Annotated in this window: 12 protein-coding genes; 2 read left to right on the top strand and 10 right to left on the bottom strand. The window is 73.8% G+C overall.

Annotated elements, in window-relative coordinates:
- Positions 1 to 26: 26 nt before the first annotated feature.
- A complete protein-coding gene (gene pdxH / locus ACH4D5_RS17490) occupies positions 27 to 662 on the bottom strand; it encodes a pyridoxamine 5'-phosphate oxidase (RefSeq protein ID WP_398303745.1) in 636 nt (211 codons plus the stop codon).
- A gap of 293 nt (positions 663 to 955) precedes the next feature.
- Here pdxH and ACH4D5_RS17485 point away from each other — a divergent pair, with 293 nt between their 5' ends.
- Positions 956 to 2,056, top strand: coding sequence for a citrate synthase 2 (locus ACH4D5_RS17485; protein WP_398303082.1), 1,101 nt, complete (start codon positions 956 to 958; stop codon positions 2,054 to 2,056).
- A 64-nt stretch (positions 2,057 to 2,120) separates the two neighbouring features.
- On the opposite strand, the gene ACH4D5_RS17480 is transcribed toward ACH4D5_RS17485, so the two are convergent.
- From ACH4D5_RS17480 to ACH4D5_RS17445, 8 genes are all read right to left on the bottom strand, one after another.
- Entirely contained in the window at positions 2,121 to 2,756 is a 636-nt protein-coding gene (locus tag ACH4D5_RS17480; protein ID WP_398303080.1) for a TetR/AcrR family transcriptional regulator, read from the bottom strand.
- Complete coding sequence (locus tag ACH4D5_RS17475; protein ID WP_398303077.1) at positions 2,744 to 3,478, bottom strand: enoyl-CoA hydratase family protein; 735 nt, start codon at positions 3,476 to 3,478, stop codon at positions 2,744 to 2,746. The genes ACH4D5_RS17480 and ACH4D5_RS17475 overlap by 13 nt, the downstream gene beginning before the upstream one ends.
- A gap of 11 nt (positions 3,479 to 3,489) precedes the next feature.
- Positions 3,490 to 4,680, bottom strand: coding sequence for an acyl-CoA dehydrogenase family protein (locus ACH4D5_RS17470; protein WP_398303075.1), 1,191 nt, complete (start codon positions 4,678 to 4,680; stop codon positions 3,490 to 3,492).
- Positions 4,677 to 6,593 carry a biotin carboxylase N-terminal domain-containing protein gene (locus ACH4D5_RS17465; protein WP_398303073.1) on the bottom strand — a complete coding sequence of 639 codons (1,917 nt, stop codon included), beginning with the start codon at positions 6,591 to 6,593 and terminating at the stop codon, positions 4,677 to 4,679. Before ACH4D5_RS17465 ends, ACH4D5_RS17470 begins: the two co-directional genes overlap by 4 nt.
- Before the next feature lie 12 nt (positions 6,594 to 6,605).
- Complete coding sequence (locus ACH4D5_RS17460) at positions 6,606 to 8,204, bottom strand: acyl-CoA carboxylase subunit beta (protein WP_398303070.1); 1,599 nt, start codon at positions 8,202 to 8,204, stop codon at positions 6,606 to 6,608.
- Between the two features lie 16 nt (positions 8,205 to 8,220).
- Positions 8,221 to 9,900, bottom strand: coding sequence for an acyclic terpene utilization AtuA family protein (locus ACH4D5_RS17455; protein WP_398303743.1), 1,680 nt, complete (start codon positions 9,898 to 9,900; stop codon positions 8,221 to 8,223).
- A gap of 103 nt (positions 9,901 to 10,003) precedes the next feature.
- Positions 10,004 to 10,801 carry a TIGR03084 family metal-binding protein gene (locus ACH4D5_RS17450; protein WP_398303067.1) on the bottom strand — a complete coding sequence of 266 codons (798 nt, stop codon included), beginning with the start codon at positions 10,799 to 10,801 and terminating at the stop codon, positions 10,004 to 10,006.
- A 113-nt stretch (positions 10,802 to 10,914) separates the two neighbouring features.
- On the bottom strand, positions 10,915 to 12,030 hold the full coding sequence (locus ACH4D5_RS17445; protein WP_398303065.1) for an EamA family transporter: 1,116 nt from the start codon (positions 12,028 to 12,030) through the stop codon (positions 10,915 to 10,917).
- A 140-nt stretch (positions 12,031 to 12,170) separates the two neighbouring features.
- Between ACH4D5_RS17445 and ACH4D5_RS17440 the strand changes: the two genes are divergently transcribed.
- Positions 12,171 to 13,052 carry a LysR family transcriptional regulator gene (locus ACH4D5_RS17440; protein WP_398303063.1) on the top strand — a complete coding sequence of 294 codons (882 nt, stop codon included), beginning with the start codon at positions 12,171 to 12,173 and terminating at the stop codon, positions 13,050 to 13,052.
- Positions 13,053 to 13,077: 25 nt separating this feature from the next.
- Here ACH4D5_RS17440 and ACH4D5_RS17435 read toward each other — a convergent pair whose 3' ends face one another.
- The gene (locus tag ACH4D5_RS17435; protein WP_398303060.1) at positions 13,078 to 16,080 is read right to left on the bottom strand and encodes an FAD-binding and (Fe-S)-binding domain-containing protein; all 3,003 of its coding nucleotides are present in this window, start codon (positions 16,078 to 16,080) and stop codon (positions 13,078 to 13,080) included.
- Between the last annotated feature and the right edge of the window lie 101 nt (positions 16,081 to 16,181).

Below are 16,181 nucleotides of genomic sequence, written 5' to 3'. Positions count from 1 at the left end.
TCCTCAAACGCCGGACGGGCTGACATCTACGGGCTCAGCCGCTCGATGCGCCACCCGCTGCCGTCCTCCGTGCGCACGTACCGCAGGCGGTCGTGCAGGCGGTCCACGCGCCCCTGCCAGAACTCCACCGCCTGCGGTCTCACCCGGAAGCCGCCCCAGTCCGGCGGCGCCGGGACCTGCTCGCCCTCCGGGTAACGGGCCGCCAGGTCGGCGTAGGCGCGGTCCAGTTCGGCGCGTGAGGCGAGCACGGAGGACTGGGCGCTGGCCCAGGCGCCGAGCTGGGAGCCGTGCGGGCGGGTGCGGAAGTACGCGACCGTCTCCTCGCGCCCGACGCGCTCCGCGGTGCCGGAGACGATCACCTGGCGGGCCACGGCGTGCCAGGGGAAGAGCAGCGAGACGTGCGGATTGGCGGCGAGCTCGCGGGCCTTGCGGGAGCCGTAGTTGGTGTAGAAGACGAAGCCCCGCTCGTCGAAGCCCTTCAGGAGCACCGTGCGGGAGCTGGGCCGGCCCGCCTCGTCGGCGGTCGAGACGACCATGGCGTTCGGCTCCGGGACGGCGTCCTTGTCGCGTGCCGCCTCCTTGAACCAGAGGGCGAACTGGTCCATGGGCGCGGCCGGCAGCTCGGCCTCGGAGAGCCCTCCGGTGACGTACTGCTCGCGCATGTCAGCCGGTTCCGGAAGAGGAGCACTGGAGTCGGTCACGCGGTCATCTTGCCGTATGAGCCTTGAACACAGGGCTGCCCGAAGAGGCACGTGGCGCCACGGAGAGGTGACGTGTGGCACTGAGTGCCGCATTCCATCGCCAAAGGTGGCACCAGGGGATATCGTCCCTCTGCCGTATCGGTTGGGTGACCGCCGGCCTCACGGGGCATCACCGGGATACGTTCCGGTCCGCGGGTCGCCGAAGCCGCCTCTCTCGCCACCATCATGTCGAACCCATCACGAGGAGCCGCCTGATGTCCGACTTCGTACCTGGTCTTGAAGGAGTCGTCGCGTTCGAGACGGAGATCGCCGAACCGGACAAGGAAGGCGGCGCCCTGCGCTACCGCGGCGTCGACATCGAGGACCTGGTCGGCCACGTCTCCTTCGGGAACGTGTGGGGCCTGCTCGTCGACGGCGCCTTCAACCCCGGTCTGCCGCCCGCCGAGCCCTTCCCGATCCCGGTGCACTCCGGTGACATCCGCGTCGACGTCCAGTCCGCCCTGGCGATGCTCGCGCCCGTCTGGGGCCTGCGGCCGCTGCTCGACATCAGCGAGGAGCAGGCCCGCGAGGACCTGGCGCGCGCCGCCGTCATGGCCCTCTCGTACGTCGCCCAGTCGGCCCGCGGGCAGGGTCTGCCGATGGTTCCGCAGCGGGAGATCGACAAGGCAGGGACGGTCGTCGAGCGGTTCATGAAGCGCTGGCGCGGCGAGCCCGACCCCAAGCACGTGCAGGCCGTCGACGCGTACTGGACGTCGGCCGCCGAGCACGGCATGAACGCGTCCACGTTCACCGCCCGCGTCATCGCCTCCACCGGCGCGGACGTGGCGGCGGCGCTGAGCGGGGCCGTCGGCGCGATGTCCGGGCCGCTGCACGGCGGTGCCCCGTCCCGCGTCCTCGGCATGATCGAGGAGATCGAGCGCACGGGCGACGCGGTGGCGTACGTGAAGCAGGCCCTGGACAAGGGCGAGCGGCTGATGGGCTTCGGGCACCGGGTGTACCGGGCCGAGGACCCCCGCGCGCGCGTGCTGCGGCGCACCGCCCGTGAGCTGGGCGCGCCCCGCTTCGAGGTCGCGGAGGCCCTGGAGAAGGCGGCCCTCGACGAGCTGCACGCCCGCAGGCCCGACCGCGTCCTCGCCACGAACGTGGAGTTCTGGGCGGCGATCGTCCTCGACTTCGCCGAGGTGCCGGCGCACATGTTCACGTCGATGTTCACGTGCGCGCGGACCGCGGGCTGGTCGGCGCACATCCTGGAGCAGAAGCGGACGGGACGGCTCGTCCGGCCTTCCGCCCGCTACACCGGGCCCGGCAGCCGCTCCCCGCAGGCCATCGAGGGGTACGACGAGATCGCCCGCTGACGGCACCGTGTGCTGACGTCCCGGGGCTCCGCCCCGGACCCCGCTCCCCGATCGCCGGAGGGGCTCAATCCTTCGTCCTCAACGCCTCCTCCACCAGCACCGTCCACTGCGCCACCACCCGCTCCCGTCTCGTCCCGTCGTCCGTCAGCAGGTTCGCGAGGCCCAGGCCCCGCGCCATGTCCAGGAGGCCCTGGATCGTCTCGCGGACGCCGGGGCGGGACTCGTCGGCGTCGAGCAGCTCCACCGCGATGCGGTGCGTCTCGCGGCCCACGCGGGATTCCAGTTCCGTGACGCGGGAGCCGAGCTGCGGCTCGTTCGACGCGGCGACCCACAGGTGGAGCGCCGCGCGGAAGAGCGGGCCGGTGTAGAGGTCGACGAGAGCGGCGACCACGGACGCCCTGTCCTGGGCGGGCAGGGCGCGCAACGCCGTGGAGCGCTGTTCGGCGACGTACTCGACGGCCGCCGTGAACAGGTCCTCCCTGGTGGGGAAATGGTGCTGCGCCGCGCCCCGCGAGACACCCGCCCGCTCGGCGACCACCGAGACCGTGGAGCCCGCCCAGCCGTGCTCGGCGAGGCAGGACACCGCCGCCTCCAGGAGTTTCTGCCGCGTCGCGCGGCTGCGGTCCTGCTTCGGCGCACGCTCCTGCTTCGCGGCACGCTCCTGCCGGGGCGCGCGGTCGTCGGCGGTCACAGCACCCATGGGCGCTCCCGTCGTTCGAGGAACGCCGTCATGCCGTCGCGCGCCTCGGCGGAGCCGAAGAGCCGCGCGGACAGGGCCGTGAGGGCGTCCGATTGGTCGTCGAATGCGTCGAGCACCCTAGCCGTGAGCAGCTTCTTCGTCTCGGCCAGGGCGCCCGGCGCCGCCGCGCGGAACCCGTCGAGCAGCGGTTCCAGTGCGGCGTCGACGTCGGCAGCGGCCAGCGTGACCAGGCCGGTCCTGGCCGCCTCCGCCGCGTCGAAGCGCTCCCCGGTGAGGTAGTAGCGGGACGCGGCGCTCGGGTCGAGGCGGGGCAGCAGGGGCAGGGAGATCACGGCGGGGGCGACGCCGATGTGCACCTCCGTGAACGCGAACGTCGCCCCCGGGCCCGCGACCGCCACGTCGCAGGCGCCGAGCAGCCCGAGCCCGCCCGCCCGCACATGCCCGTCCACCCGCGCGGCGACCGGTTTGGGGAGCGCCACGAGCTGCCGGAGCAGCGCCACGAAGTCCCGCGGGTCGGGCGGCGCCTTCAGGTCGGCGCCCGAGCAGAACGTCGTGCCGGTGTGGGTGAGGAGGACCGCGCGCGTGTCGCGGTCCTCGCCGAGGTCGCCGAGCGCCTCGGCCAGGGCGCCCACCAGCTCCGCCGAGAGCGCGTTGCGCCGCTCGGGCGCGTCCAGCGTGACGGTGGTGATGCCGCGCACCGGTGAAGAGACGGAAAGACTCACGGGAGCGCTCCTCAGTAGGACTTGGGCAGGCCGAGCGTCTGGTGCGAGACGTAGTTGAGGATCATCTCCCGGCTCACCGGGGCGATCCGCGCCACGCGGGACGCGACGATCAGCGAGGCGAGGCCGAACTCCTTCGTCAGGCCGTTGCCGCCCAGCGTGTGCACGGACTGGTCGACGGCCTTCACGCAGGCGTCGGCGGCGGCGAGCTTGGCCATGTTGGCGGCCTCGCCCGCGCCGACGTCGTCACCCTCGTCGTAGAGCCTCGCGGCCTTCTGCATCATCAGGCGGGCGAGTTCGATCTCCACGTGGGACTGGGCGAGGGGGTGCGCGATGGCCTGGTGGGCGCCGATCGGCGACTTCCACACGCTGCGTTCCTTGGCGTACTCGACGGCGCGGGACAGCGCGTACCGGCCCATGCCGAGTGCGAACGCGGCGGTCATGATGCGCTCGGGGTTGAGGCCCGCGAAGAGCTGGAGGAGCCCCGCGTCCTCGTCGCCGACGAGCGCGTCGGCGGGCAGCCGCACATCGTCGAGGGTCAGCTCGAACTGCTTCTCGGCGGCCTGGAGTTCCATGTCGATCTGCCGCCGCCCGAAGCCGGGGGCGTCGCGCGGGACGATGAACAGGCACGGTTTGAGGTTGCCGGTCCGCGCGTCGGACGTACGGCCCACGATGAGTGTCGCGTCGGCGATGTCGACGCCGGAGATGAACACCTTGCGGCCGGACAGGAGCCAGTCGCCGGAGTCGGGGTCGCGGCGGGCCGTGGTGGTGATGCGGTGGGAGTTGGAGCCCGCGTCGGGCTCGGTGATCCCGAACGCCATGGTGCGGGAGCCGTCGGCGAGGCCGGGCAGCCAGGCCCGCTTCTGCTCCTCGGTGCCGAAGCGGGCGATGACGGTGCCGCAGATCGCGGGCGAGACGACCATCATGAGGAGCGGACAGCCTGCGGCACCCAACTCCTCCAGGACGATGGAGAGTTCCGCGATGCCGCCGCCCCCTCCCCCGTACTCCTCGGGCAGGTTGACGCCCAGGTAGCCGAGCTTGGCGGCGTCCGCCCACAGCTCGTCGGGGTGGCCGCCGGCGCCCGCGACGCGGGCCAGGTAGTCGCGACCGTACCGCTTGCCGAGTGCGGCGACGGCGGCGCGCAGGGCCTGGTGCTCAGCGGTTTCGAGGACGGTGCTGCGAGCGGTGCTGCGAGCGGTGCTCATGAGGCGTTCTCCTCCGGGACGGCGGCTTGGGCGGCGGCTTGGCCGGTGGCCTGGGCTGCGGCTTGGACGACGGCGAGCAGCGTGCCGACCTCGACCTGGCGGCCGGGCACGGCGTGCAGGGCGGTGAGCGTTCCGGCGGCGGGGGCGCAGATGCGGTGCTCCATCTTCATGGCCTCCAGCCAGACGAGGGGCTGCCCGGCCGTGACCGGCTGCCCTTCGGCGAGCCCCTCGGCGACGCGGACGACGGTGCCGGGCATCGGGGCGAGCAGCGAGCCGGGCGCGCGGCGGGCGGCCGGTTCGGGGAGCAGCGGCAGCGGCGTGAGGGCGGTGTCCCCGTCGGGTGTGCCGACGTGCACGCGGTCTCCGTACCGGTGGACCCTGTACTGCCGCCGTACGCCGTCCACTTCGAGGACCACGAGCCCGGGGCGCACGTCGATCACGGTCACGCCGTCGGCGGCCGGCCCCTGCCGGGTGTGGTGGTAGCGCACCTCGTGCTCGGTGCCGTCGGGCTCGGTGCGGTAGCGCTTGAGGTGGGGCTGGGAGCGGAGGTTGCGCCAGCCGCCGAACCGGGAGCGGCCGTGCGCGTCGGCGAGGGCGGCGGCCAGCGGTGCGTGCGGGTCGGGCGCCGAGGTGGTGAGCGCGGCGGCGTGCCGGTCGTAGAAGCCGGTGTCCATGCGGCCCTCGGTGAACTCGGGGTGCCGCAGGGAGCGTACGAGCAGGTCACGGTTGGTCACGGGGCCGTGGACCGCGGCGCGTTCCAGGGCGCCCGCCAGTTTGCGTACGGCCTCTGCGCGCGTCGGCGCGTGCGCGACGGCCTTGGCGAGCATCGCGTCGTAGTGCACGCCGATGGTGTCGCCCGCGGTGTACCCGGTGTCGAGGCGCACGCCGCCGGGCACGTCGATGCGGTGCAGGGTGCCGGTCTGCGGGGCCCAGTCGGCGGCCGGGTCCTCGGCGTAGAGGCGGGCCTCGACGGCGTGGCCGTGCGCGGCCGGCGGGTCCTTCTCCAGGGCGAGGCCTTCGGCGATCCGGATCTGCAGCGCCACGAGGTCGAGCCCGAACACGGCCTCGGTGACCGGGTGTTCCACCTGGAGCCGGGTGTTCATCTCCAGGAAGTGCGCCCGCTCTCCGGCCACCAGGAATTCGACGGTGCCCGCGCCGCGGTAGTCGGTGACGCGGGCGGCGCGCACGGCCTGCGCGTGCAGCTCCGCGACCAGTTCCGGCGTGAGGCCGGGGGCCGGGGACTCCTCGATGACCTTCTGGTGGCGGCGCTGGAGGGAACAGTCGCGGGTGCCGAGCGGCCACACGGTGCCGTGCGCGTCGGCCATGATCTGCACCTCGACGTGCCGGCCGCCCTCGACGTACGGCTCGACGAACACCTCCCCGTCGCCGAAGGCACTGGCGGCCTCGGCCCGGGCGGCCGCCAGCTCCCCCGGCAGATCGGCCAGATCCCGTACGACGCGCATGCCGCGCCCGCCGCCGCCCGCGGCCGCCTTCACGAGGACGGGCAGGTCGGCCTCGGTGACGTCGCCGAGCGGTTCGACGCCCATCAGTTCCTTGGCGCGCGTCTTGGACGCCATCGCCTCGATGGCGGCGGGCGGCGGGCCGATCCAGGTGAGGCCCGCGGCGAGGACGGCCCGCGCGAAGTCGGCGTTCTCGGAGAGGAAGCCGTAGCCGGGGTGGACCGCGTCGGCGCCCGCGGCCTGCGCGGCCTTCACGACGAGGTCGCCGCGCAGATACGTCTCGGAGGGCGCCGCCCCCGGCAGCCGTACCGCCGTGTCGGCCTCGCGTACGTGCAGGGCGCCCGCGTCGGCGTCGGAGTGCACGGCGACCGTGGTGATGCCGAGATCGCGGCAGGTGCGGAAGACGCGGCAGGCGATCTCGCCCCGGTTGGCCACCAGCAGGGTGGAAATCATGGGGTGTTCTCCTCACATCCGGAAGACGCCGAAGCCGCCGCGTGCGCCCTCGTAGGGGGCGGTGTGGATCGCGGACAGGCACAGACCGAGGACGGTGCGGGTGTCGCGCGGGTCGATGACCCCGTCGTCGTAGAGCCGCCCGGACAGGAACATCGGTAGCGATTCCGCCTCGATCTGCTGCTCCACCATGGCGCGGAGCCCGGCGTCGGCCTCGTCGTCGTACGGCTGCCCCTTGGCGGCGGCCGAGGCGCGGGCCACGATCGACAGGACGCCCGCGAGCTGCTGCGGGCCCATGACGGCGGACTTGGCGCTCGGCCAGGCGAAGAGGAAGCGCGGGTCGTAGGCGCGCCCGCACATGCCGTAGTGCCCGGCGCCGTAACTCGCCCCCATGAGCACCGACAGATGCGGCACGCGCGAGTTGCTGACCGCGTTGATCATCATCGCGCCGTGCTTGATGATGCCGCCCTGCTCGTACTCCTTGCCGACCATGTAGCCGGTGGTGTTGTGCAGGAAGACCAGCGGGATGTCGCGCTGGTTGGCCAACTGGATGAACTGGGCGGCCTTCTGCGACTCCTCGCTGAACAGCACGCCCTGCGCGTTGGCGAGGATGCCGACGGGATAGCCGTGCAGGGCGGCCCACCCGGTGACGAGGGAGCTGCCATACAACGGCTTGAACTCGTCGAAGTCGGAGCCGTCGACGACGCGGGCGATGACCTCGCGCGGGTCGAAGGGTTTCTTCAGGTCGCCGGGGACGATGCCGAGGAGTTCGTCCTCGTCGTACTTGGGCGGCTCGGCGGGGCCCGGATCGGGGTACGCCTTGCGCCAGTTGAGGCGCGACACGACCCGGCGGGCCTGGCGGAGCGCGTCCCGCTCGTCCTCGGCGAGGTGGTCGGCGAGGCCGGAGGTGCGGGCGTGCATCTCGGCGCCGCCGAGCGACTCGTCGTCGCTCTCCTCGCCGGTCGCCATCTTCACCAGGGGCGGCCCGCCGAGGAAGACCTTCGCGCGCTCCTTGACCATGATCACGTGGTCGCTCATGCCGGGGACGTACGCGCCTCCGGCGGTCGAGTTCCCGAAGACGACGGCGATCGTCGGAATCCCGGCCGCCGAGGACTGCGTGAGGTGTTTGAAGAGGGCGCCGCCCGGAATGAAGATCTCCTTCTGGGACGGCAGGTCGGCGCCTCCGGACTCCACGAGGTGGATGGAGGGCAGCCGGTTCGCGTGCCCGATCTCGTGCGCCCGGAAGGCCTTCTTCAGTGTCCAGGGATTGGAGGCGCCGCCCCGCACGGTCGGATCATTGGCGGTGATCAGACACTCCACGCCCTCGACAACGCCGATGCCGGTGACCATGGACGCGCCGACGGGATAGTCGCTGCCCCAGGCGGCGAGGGGCGACAGCTCCAGGAAGGGCGTGTCGGGGTCGAGGAGCAGCTCGATCCGCTCCCGGGCGAGCAGCTTGCCGCGCTTGCGGTGCCGCTGGACGTACTTCTCCCCGCCCCCTTCCAGCGCCTTGGCCTGTTCGGCGTCGAGCTCGGCGAGCCGGTCCAGCATGACCTGCCGGTGCTCGGCGTATTCGGCGCTCGCGGGGTCGAGCGCGGAGGCGAGGACGGTCACAGCAGTACCTCCTGTGTCACAGCAGTACCTCCGGTATGTCCAGGTGGCGGGCGCGCAGCCACTCGCCGAGGCCCTTGGCCTGCGGGTCGAAGCGGGCCTGCGCGGCCACGCCCTCGCCGAGCAGCCCCTCGGCGACGAAGTTCAGGGCGCGCAGGTTGGGCAGGTCGTGGCGGGTGACGGGCAGCCCCGCGGTCTCCGGCAGGAGTTCGCGCAGCCGGTCCACCGTCAGCTCGTGGGCGAGCCACCGCCACGCGTCGTCGGTGCGCACCCACACGCCGATGTTCGCGTCGCCTCCCTTGTCGCCGCTGCGGGCCCCGGCGACGAGGCCGAGGGGGGCGCGGCGGGTGGGGCCGGGCGGGAGGGGCGCGGGGAGCGGGGACGGGGACGGATCGAGGTCTTCCGGTACGGGGCGGTCTTCCGGTACAGGGAGGTCTTCCCGTACGAGGGTGTCGGCGCCGGACGGGATCGGGCGCCGCTCCCCGTCCGGCAGGACCGCCACGTGCTGGACGCTGTCCCGGTCGACGTACGCCGCCTCGAAGACGCCGTAGGGCGATCCCTTTCCGGGCGGTGCCGTCACATGGAAACCGGGATAGCTGGCGAGGGCCAGCTCGATGGCGGCGCCGCTGAGGGTGCGGCCGACCGTGTCGGCGTCGGCGTCGCGCACGACGAGGCGGAGCAGGGCGCTGGCGCTCTCCTCGGTGAGCGCGTCCTCGCGGTCGGTGCGGGCGAGCTCCCACCGGACGTGCGCGGGGCGGGACTTGGCGCGGTCGAGGGCGTCCTCGATCTGGGCACGGACGAGGGCGGCCTTGGCCTCGATGTCGAGCCCGGTGAGCACGAAGACGACTTCGTTGCGGAACCCGCCGAGGCGGTTGAGGCCCGCCTTGAGGGTCGGGGGCGGCGCCTCACCGCGCACGCCGTCGATCCGGACGCGGTCGGGGCCGGCCTGGGTGAGGATGACGGTGTCGAGGCGGGCGGTCACATCGGGCCCGGCGTACCGGGCGCCCTGCGTCTCGTACAGGAGCTGCGCGGTGACGGTCCCGACGTCGACGAAGCCGCCGGTGCCGTCATGTTTGGTGATGACGCACGAGCCGTCCTCGTGGATCTCGGCGAGGGGGTACCCGGGATGACGCAGGCCGTCCGCCCCGTGCTCGGCGAAGAAGGCGTAATTGCCCCCGGTGGCCTGCGCACCGCACTCCAGCACGTGCCCGGCGACGACGGCGCCCGCCAGCCGGTCGTACTCCGTCGGCCCCCACCCGAAGTGCGCGGCGGCGGGCCCGGTGACCAGGGCGGCGTCGGTGACGCGGCCGGTGACGACGACATCGGCGCCCGCGTTGAGGCACGCGGCGATGCCGGCGCCGCCGAGGTAGGCGTTGGCGGTCAGCGCGCCGGGGAAGCGGGCGCCGAGGTCGTCGCCCTCGACGTGCGCGACCCGCGTCTCCCCGAGCCCGAGCCGCCCGGCCAACTCCCGTACGGCCTCGGCGAGACCGCCCGGATTGAGCCCACCCGCATTGACCACGATTCGCACGCCCCGCTCCCGGGCGAGCCCGAGACACTCCTCCAGCTGCCGCAGAAAGGTCTTGGCATACCCGCGCCCCGGATCCTTGAGCCGGTCCCGCCCGAGGATGAGCATGGTCAACTCGGCGAGATAGTCCCCGGTGAGGACATCGAGCTCCCCACCGGTGAGCATCTCGCGCATGGCACCGAACCGGTCCCCGTAGAAACCGGAGCCATTGCCGACACGGAGAGGTCGGGGTCGTACGGTCACTGTCCGGGTCCCTTCGTCGGACGGCCGGGTGGGGTCACTGGGCCGGGGTCTTCCGGGGGCGGCCGGGGCCGGGTGGGCCTGCGAAGGCCTGGGCGATGTCGAGCCAGCGGTCGGCGTCGGGGCCCTCCGCCCGGACGGACAGGTCGGCGCGGTGGGCGCGTCGGGTGACGAGCAGGCAGAAGTCGAGCGCCGGGCCGATCACACGTTGTGCGGCGGTCTCGGGGCCGTACGACCACACCTCGTCCGTCACCGGTGAGGTCAGTTCGACCCGGAACTCCTCGCGCGGTGCGCTCAGTCCGCGTACGGCGAAGGCGAAGTCACGTGCCCGCACCCCGATCCGCGCCACGTGCCGCAGCCGGTCCGTCGCGGCCCGCGTCACGCCGAGCGCGTCCGCCACGTCCTGGCCGTGCGCCCAGGTCTCCATGAGCCGCGCCGTCGCCATGGAGGGGACGGCCATGGGCGGCCCGTACCAGGGCAGGCGCGTACCGGCGGGGGCCTCGCTCAGGACCTGCCACAGCTCGTCGCGCCCGGCCCGCCAGCGGGCGAGCAGCTCGGCGGGCGGCAGCGCGGCGCCTTCCTCCGCGCCCTCGTCCACGAAGGAGTCGGGCGCAGCCGCGGCCTTCTCGACCTCCGCCGCGAAGGCGTCCGGGTCCGTGGCGGCGAGCAGCGCGGCCCGGTCCGTCCAGGTCAGGTGCGCGATTTGATGGGCCACGGTCCAGCCGGGCGCGGGCGTCGCGAGTGACCACCGCTCCCGGCTCAACTCCGCCACGAGGCGGTCGAGTTCCTCGCTCTCGCTGCGCAGGTCGTCGAGCACGGGCAAGGCATCGGACACGGAACGCTCCCCTCGGGGCACGGTCGGGTCCCCCCTGCCCGAACCAGGTCAAGGGCCGAGGGAAGTGCCTCGGAGCATGGCAGCGCTCATAGAAACAAGCAAGCGTGCTTGCATTACTTTTCGGACGGCCGCCCGACGGGTTCGGCGCCCGGGGTGGTGTGGACAGGGCCCGGGTCGGACGGGGGCGCCGCGGCCACCCCCGCAACAGGATCCACCCCCACCACCGGATCCACCCCTGCCACCGGCTCCGCCCCCGCACGCCTCCGCCGCCGCCCCACCTGCGTCCGCACCGCGCCCATGCTCGCCGCGATGACCAGGCTGATGGCGACGGCCTCGACGGCGGAGAGGGCCTGGCTCAGGACGAGGAACCCGGCGACGGACGCGATGGCCGGTTCCAGGCTCATCAGGACCGCGAAGGTGTGCGCGGGCAGCCGCCGCAGGGCGAGGAGTTCGAGGGTGTACGGCAGTACGGACGACATCACCGCCACGGCCGCGCCGAGCGCCAGCGTGCCCGGCTGGATCAGCCGCGACCCGGACGCGGCGACGCCGAGCGGCAGGAAGAGCACCGCCGCGACCGCCATCGCGAGGGCAAGACCGTCGGCCTGCGGGAAGCGCCGCCCGGTGCGCGCGCTGAAGAGGATGTATATCGCCCACATCGCGCCGGCCCCCAGGGCGTACGCGACACCGACCGGGTCGAGGCCGTCGAAGCCTCCCCCGCCGCCGAGCAGGAAGACACCGCAGAGGGCGAGCCCCGCCCAGACCACGTTCACGGCGCGGCGCGAGGCGAGGACGGAGAGCGCGAGCGGGCCGAGGACCTCGAGGGTGACAGCGGGGCCCATGGGGATGCGGGCGACGGACTGGTAGAAGAGGCCGTTCATCCCGGCCATGGCCACACCGAACGCGACGACCGTCCCCCAGTCGGCCCGCGAGTGCCCGCGCACCTTCGGCCGGCACACGACGAGCAGCACGAGCGCGGCGAAGACGAGCCGCAGCGCCACGATGCCGACCGCGCCGACCCTCGGCATCACGCTCACGGCGAGCGCGCCGCCGAACTGCACGGAGATGCCGCCCGCGAGCACGAGCCCGACGGGGCCGAGCGGACCGATGCGCCCGCGGAGCCCCGACGCCCCGTGGCCCGACGCCCCCTGGGAGGTCGCCTCGGGTGCCGCCTGATCGCTGCGGGAGACATTCACGGCGAGCCCTTCCCCGAAAAGTTCAGTGTCCTGCACTACGCCAGCCAAGGTAGTGCACCGAGACAGGATTGTGGAGCCGTTTCACTGCTGTACGCAAACCACGTCCACATGTCGAAGCTACGGCGCCCGGCACGGCTTGAGAAATACCGATTGCGCTCCGGTTATGCTCCGCGGACATGACCGATCCGCCGCCCGGTACGCGCGCCGTCGAAGTGCGTCACCTGCGCTGTTTCCTCGCCGTCGCCGAGGAGGGCAGCGTCACCCGTGCCGCCGCCCGCCTCCGCATCACGCAGCCCGCCGCGTCCCGCACGCTCGCCGCGCTGGAGGACGCGCTCGGCGTACGGCTCGTGGACCGTTCGACGCACCACCTCACGCTCACCGCGGCGGGGCAGGATTTCCGGGACCGGGCGGCGGTCGCCGTCGCCGCGTTCGAGGACGCGCTGGACGCGGGCCGCTCGGTGCGCCGGCCGCTGCGGCTCGGGCACGCGTGGTCGGCGGCCGGCCCCTACACCACGCCCCTGCTGCGCCGCTGGCGCGCGGCGCACCCCGACGTCCCGCTGGAACTCCTCCGCATCGACGACCGCACGGCGGGGCTGACCCGTGGCGCGGTCGACGTCGCGCTGCTGCGCGGGCCGGTCGACGCGCCCGGCCTGGTCACCGAGCTCCTCCACACGGAGCGCCGGGTGGCCGCCGTCCCCGCCGACAGCCCTCTCGCGGACCGTGCCGCGCTGGCCCTCGCGGACCTGGCGCACCGCACGATCGCCCTCAACCCGGTCTCCGGCACCACGACGCTCGACCTGTGGCCCGCCGACGCGCGCCCCACCTCCACGGTCACCGTGGCCAACACCGACGACTGGCTGGCCGCGATCGCCGCCGACCGCGCGGTGGGCGTCACGACGACCGCGACCCCCGACATGCACCCGCACCCGGCGGTCGCCTACGTCCCCCTCACGGACGCCCCGCCCCTCCCGGTCTCCCTGGCGTGGCGCGACGGCCCGGCCCCCCACCCGTACGTGAGGGAACTGGTGGAGCTGGCCAGGGAGATCACCCGGGGGTAGCCGCCTCCCGGCACCTGCCTGGCGCTCACCCGCCCCCGGAGCCCCGCTCGTGGTGCTCACCCCCGGAGCCCCGCTCCCGGTCCTCGCTCCCGGCGCCGACGTGGCGCAGTCCCTCCGCGAGCACCTCCGCCAGATGCCGCCCCCGCACCCCCGCGAGCTGGTCCAGCTGGGTACGGCAGGAGAAGCCGTCGGCCAGAATCACCGCGTCCCCGTCTACCTCCGCCTCTGCCACCGAGGGCAGCAGCTGTTCCTCGGCGCAGGCCTTCGACACGTCGTAATGGCCGCGCTCGAAACCGAAGTTCCCCGCGAGTCCGCAGCAGCCGCCGCTCAGTTCGCCCGTCAGGCCCGCCTTCGCCCGCAGGCGCCGTTCCGCCGCGTCGCCCAGGATGGCGTGCTGGTGGCAGTGGGTCTGGCCGGCGACGGGGCGGCCGAGGACCGGGGGCTGCCACTGCGGGGCCAGTTCCTCGACGGCCTGCGCGAAGGTGCGGACCGCGGCGGCGAGCCGTGGGGCGCGGGGGTCGTCGCCGAGGAGCTCGGGCAGGTCCGACTTCAGCGCGGCGGCGCAGCTCGGCTCCAGGACGACGACCGGGGTGCCGGCGTCCAGGAGCGGCTCCATGCGGTCGAGGGTGGCGCGCAGGACGGCACGGGCGCGGTCGAGCTGACCGGTGGAGACGTACGTCAGGCCGCAGCACACGCCACGCGGCGGCACGGCGACGCGGAGCCCCGCATCCTCCAGAACCGCCACCGCGGCCTGCCCCACGGACGGCGAGAGATGCTCGGTGAAGGTATCGGGCCACAGCACGACGTCGGCCGCCTCCGCGCCCCGCGCCCGGCTCCCGCCGCGCGACTGCCCCCCGCCCCGCGCCCGACTCCTCTCCCTGCTCCCCCACCACTGCCGGAACGTTCGCGGCGCCACCCGAGGGAGTGGCCGCTCCGGGGTGATGCCGCCCAGGCGCTTGGCGAGTGCGGCCAGCGGGGTGACGCGGGAGAGCGTGTTGACGAGCCGGGCCGTGCGGGTCGTCGCGACGGCGCGGAGCCAGCGGGGGAGTCGGCCCATCGTGTAGTGGGCGGCGGGTCTGCGGCGGCCCTCGTAGTGGTGGTGGAGGAACTCCGCCTTGTACGTGGCCATGTCGACGCCCACCGGGCAGTCCGAGCGGCAGCCCTTGCAGGAGAGGCAGAGGTCGAGGGCGTCCCTGACCTCCGTGGAGCGCCAGCCGTCCGTCACCACCTCACCGGCGAGCATCTCGTGCAGGAGGCGGGCGCGGCCGCGCGTGGAGTGCTCCTCCTCGCCGGTGGCACGGAAGGACGGGCACATCACGCCGGTGGGCGAGGCCGGTGACGCGGTACGGCACTTGGCCACGCCGACGCACCGCCTGACCGCCGCCGAGAAGTCGCCGCCGTCCTGCGGGTAGCCGAAGACGACGTCGACGGGTTCGCGGGGCAGGGGTGCGAACCGCAGGTCGGCGTCGAGGGGCGCGGGCCGCACCAGCATGCCTGGGTTGAGCAGGCCGGCGGGGTCCCAGAGGTCCTTGACGCGTTCGAAGAGGCGGATGAGTCCGGGGCCGTACATCTTCGGCAGGAGCTCCGCGCGGGCCTGTCCGTCGCCGTGTTCGCCGGAGAGCGAGCCGCCGTGGGCGACGACCACGTCGGCGAGGTCCTCGGAGAAGCGGCGGAAGCGGGCCACGCCTTCGGTGCTGAGCAGGTCGAAGTCGATGCGTACGTGAATGCAGCCGTCCCCGAAGTGCCCGTACGGCGTGCCGCGCAGCCCGTGTTCGCCGAGCAGGGCCCTGAAGTCCCGCAGGTAGGCGCCGAGTCGGGCGGGCGGCACCGCGCAGTCCTCCCAGCCGGGCCAGGCCTCGGACCCGTCCGGCATGCGGGTGGCCGTCCCGCTGGCGTCCTCGCGCACCCGCCACAGCGCCCGTTGCCCCGCCGGGTCGTCGACGACCACGGCGTCCACGGTGTCGGGGGCGGCCGCCCGCACGATCGTGACGGCACGCGCGCGTGCCTCGGCCGGGCTGTCGCCGCCGGTCTCCACGAAGAGCCAGGCGCCGCCCTTGGGCAGCCCGCTCTCCCGGGCGGCTCCGCGTACGAGGTCGGCGGCCATGCCCTCGACGGTCAGCGGCCCGTGCGGCAGGAGTCCGGCCGCGGCCTCGGCGGCCGCGCTCTCGTCGGCGTAACCGAGCACGGCGAGCGCACGCGCGCGGGGCGCATCGACGAGGCGTACGACCGCTTCGGTGACGACGCCGAGCGTGCCCTCCGAACCGCAGAAGGCGCGCGCCAGGTCCGGGCCGCGTTCGGGGAGCAGCGCGTCCAGGGCGTAGCCGGAGATGCGGCGCGGCAGGTCGGCGAAGCCGGTGCGCAGGAGCGCCAAGTCGCCGTCCACGAGCGCGCGCAGGCCCGCGGGGGCGCTGTCCCATCCTGTTGCGAGGTTACGGAGGACGCCCGCGCCGTCGACCACGGAGAGGGCGGAGACGTTGTCGGCGGTCGTGCCCCAGGCCACCGAGTGGGAGCCGCAGGAGTTGTTGCCGATCATTCCGCCGAGGGTGCAGCGGCTGTGGGTGGAGGGGTCGGGGCCGAAGGTCAGGCCGTGCGGGGCCGCGGCGGCGCGCAGGTCGTCCAGGACGACGCCCGGCTGCACCACGGCCGTGCGGTGCTCCGGGTCGAGGGCGACGACGCGGTTCATGTGGCGGGTGAAGTCGAGGACGACGCCGGTCCCCGTGGCCTGCCCGGCGATGGAGGTGCCGGCGCCGCGCGGCACGACCGGCACGTTCCGCTCGCGGCAGACCGCGAGGACCGCGGCGACGTCGTCGGCGTCGCGCGGGGCCACCACCGCGGTGGGCACCCGGCGGTAGTTGGAGGCGTCCATGGTGTGCAGGGCCCGCGCGGTGACGGAGAGGTCGACGTCCCCGCGCACGGCGGCGCGCAGCTCCCGCCCGAGGCCGTCCGGGCCTCCCCGCGCCGGGGCCGCCCGCTCCTGGTCTCCCCGGTTCCCCGTCGGGCCGTCGGCGTCCGCGTCGAGATCGCTCATGTCGAACAGGATGCCCCCGCGGAGGCCTCCCGCGGCCACCCCGCCCCACCCGATTTCGCACGATCCGGACGGGAAGGTTCCCAAGCCGGTCTCTAACTCTC

The organism is Streptomyces sp. NPDC018029, assembly GCF_044327655.1.
Taxonomy (GTDB): domain Bacteria; phylum Actinomycetota; class Actinomycetes; order Streptomycetales; family Streptomycetaceae; genus Streptomyces.
Note: the sequence above shows the minus strand (reverse complement) of the source record. Positions and strands in the feature narration are given on the sequence as shown.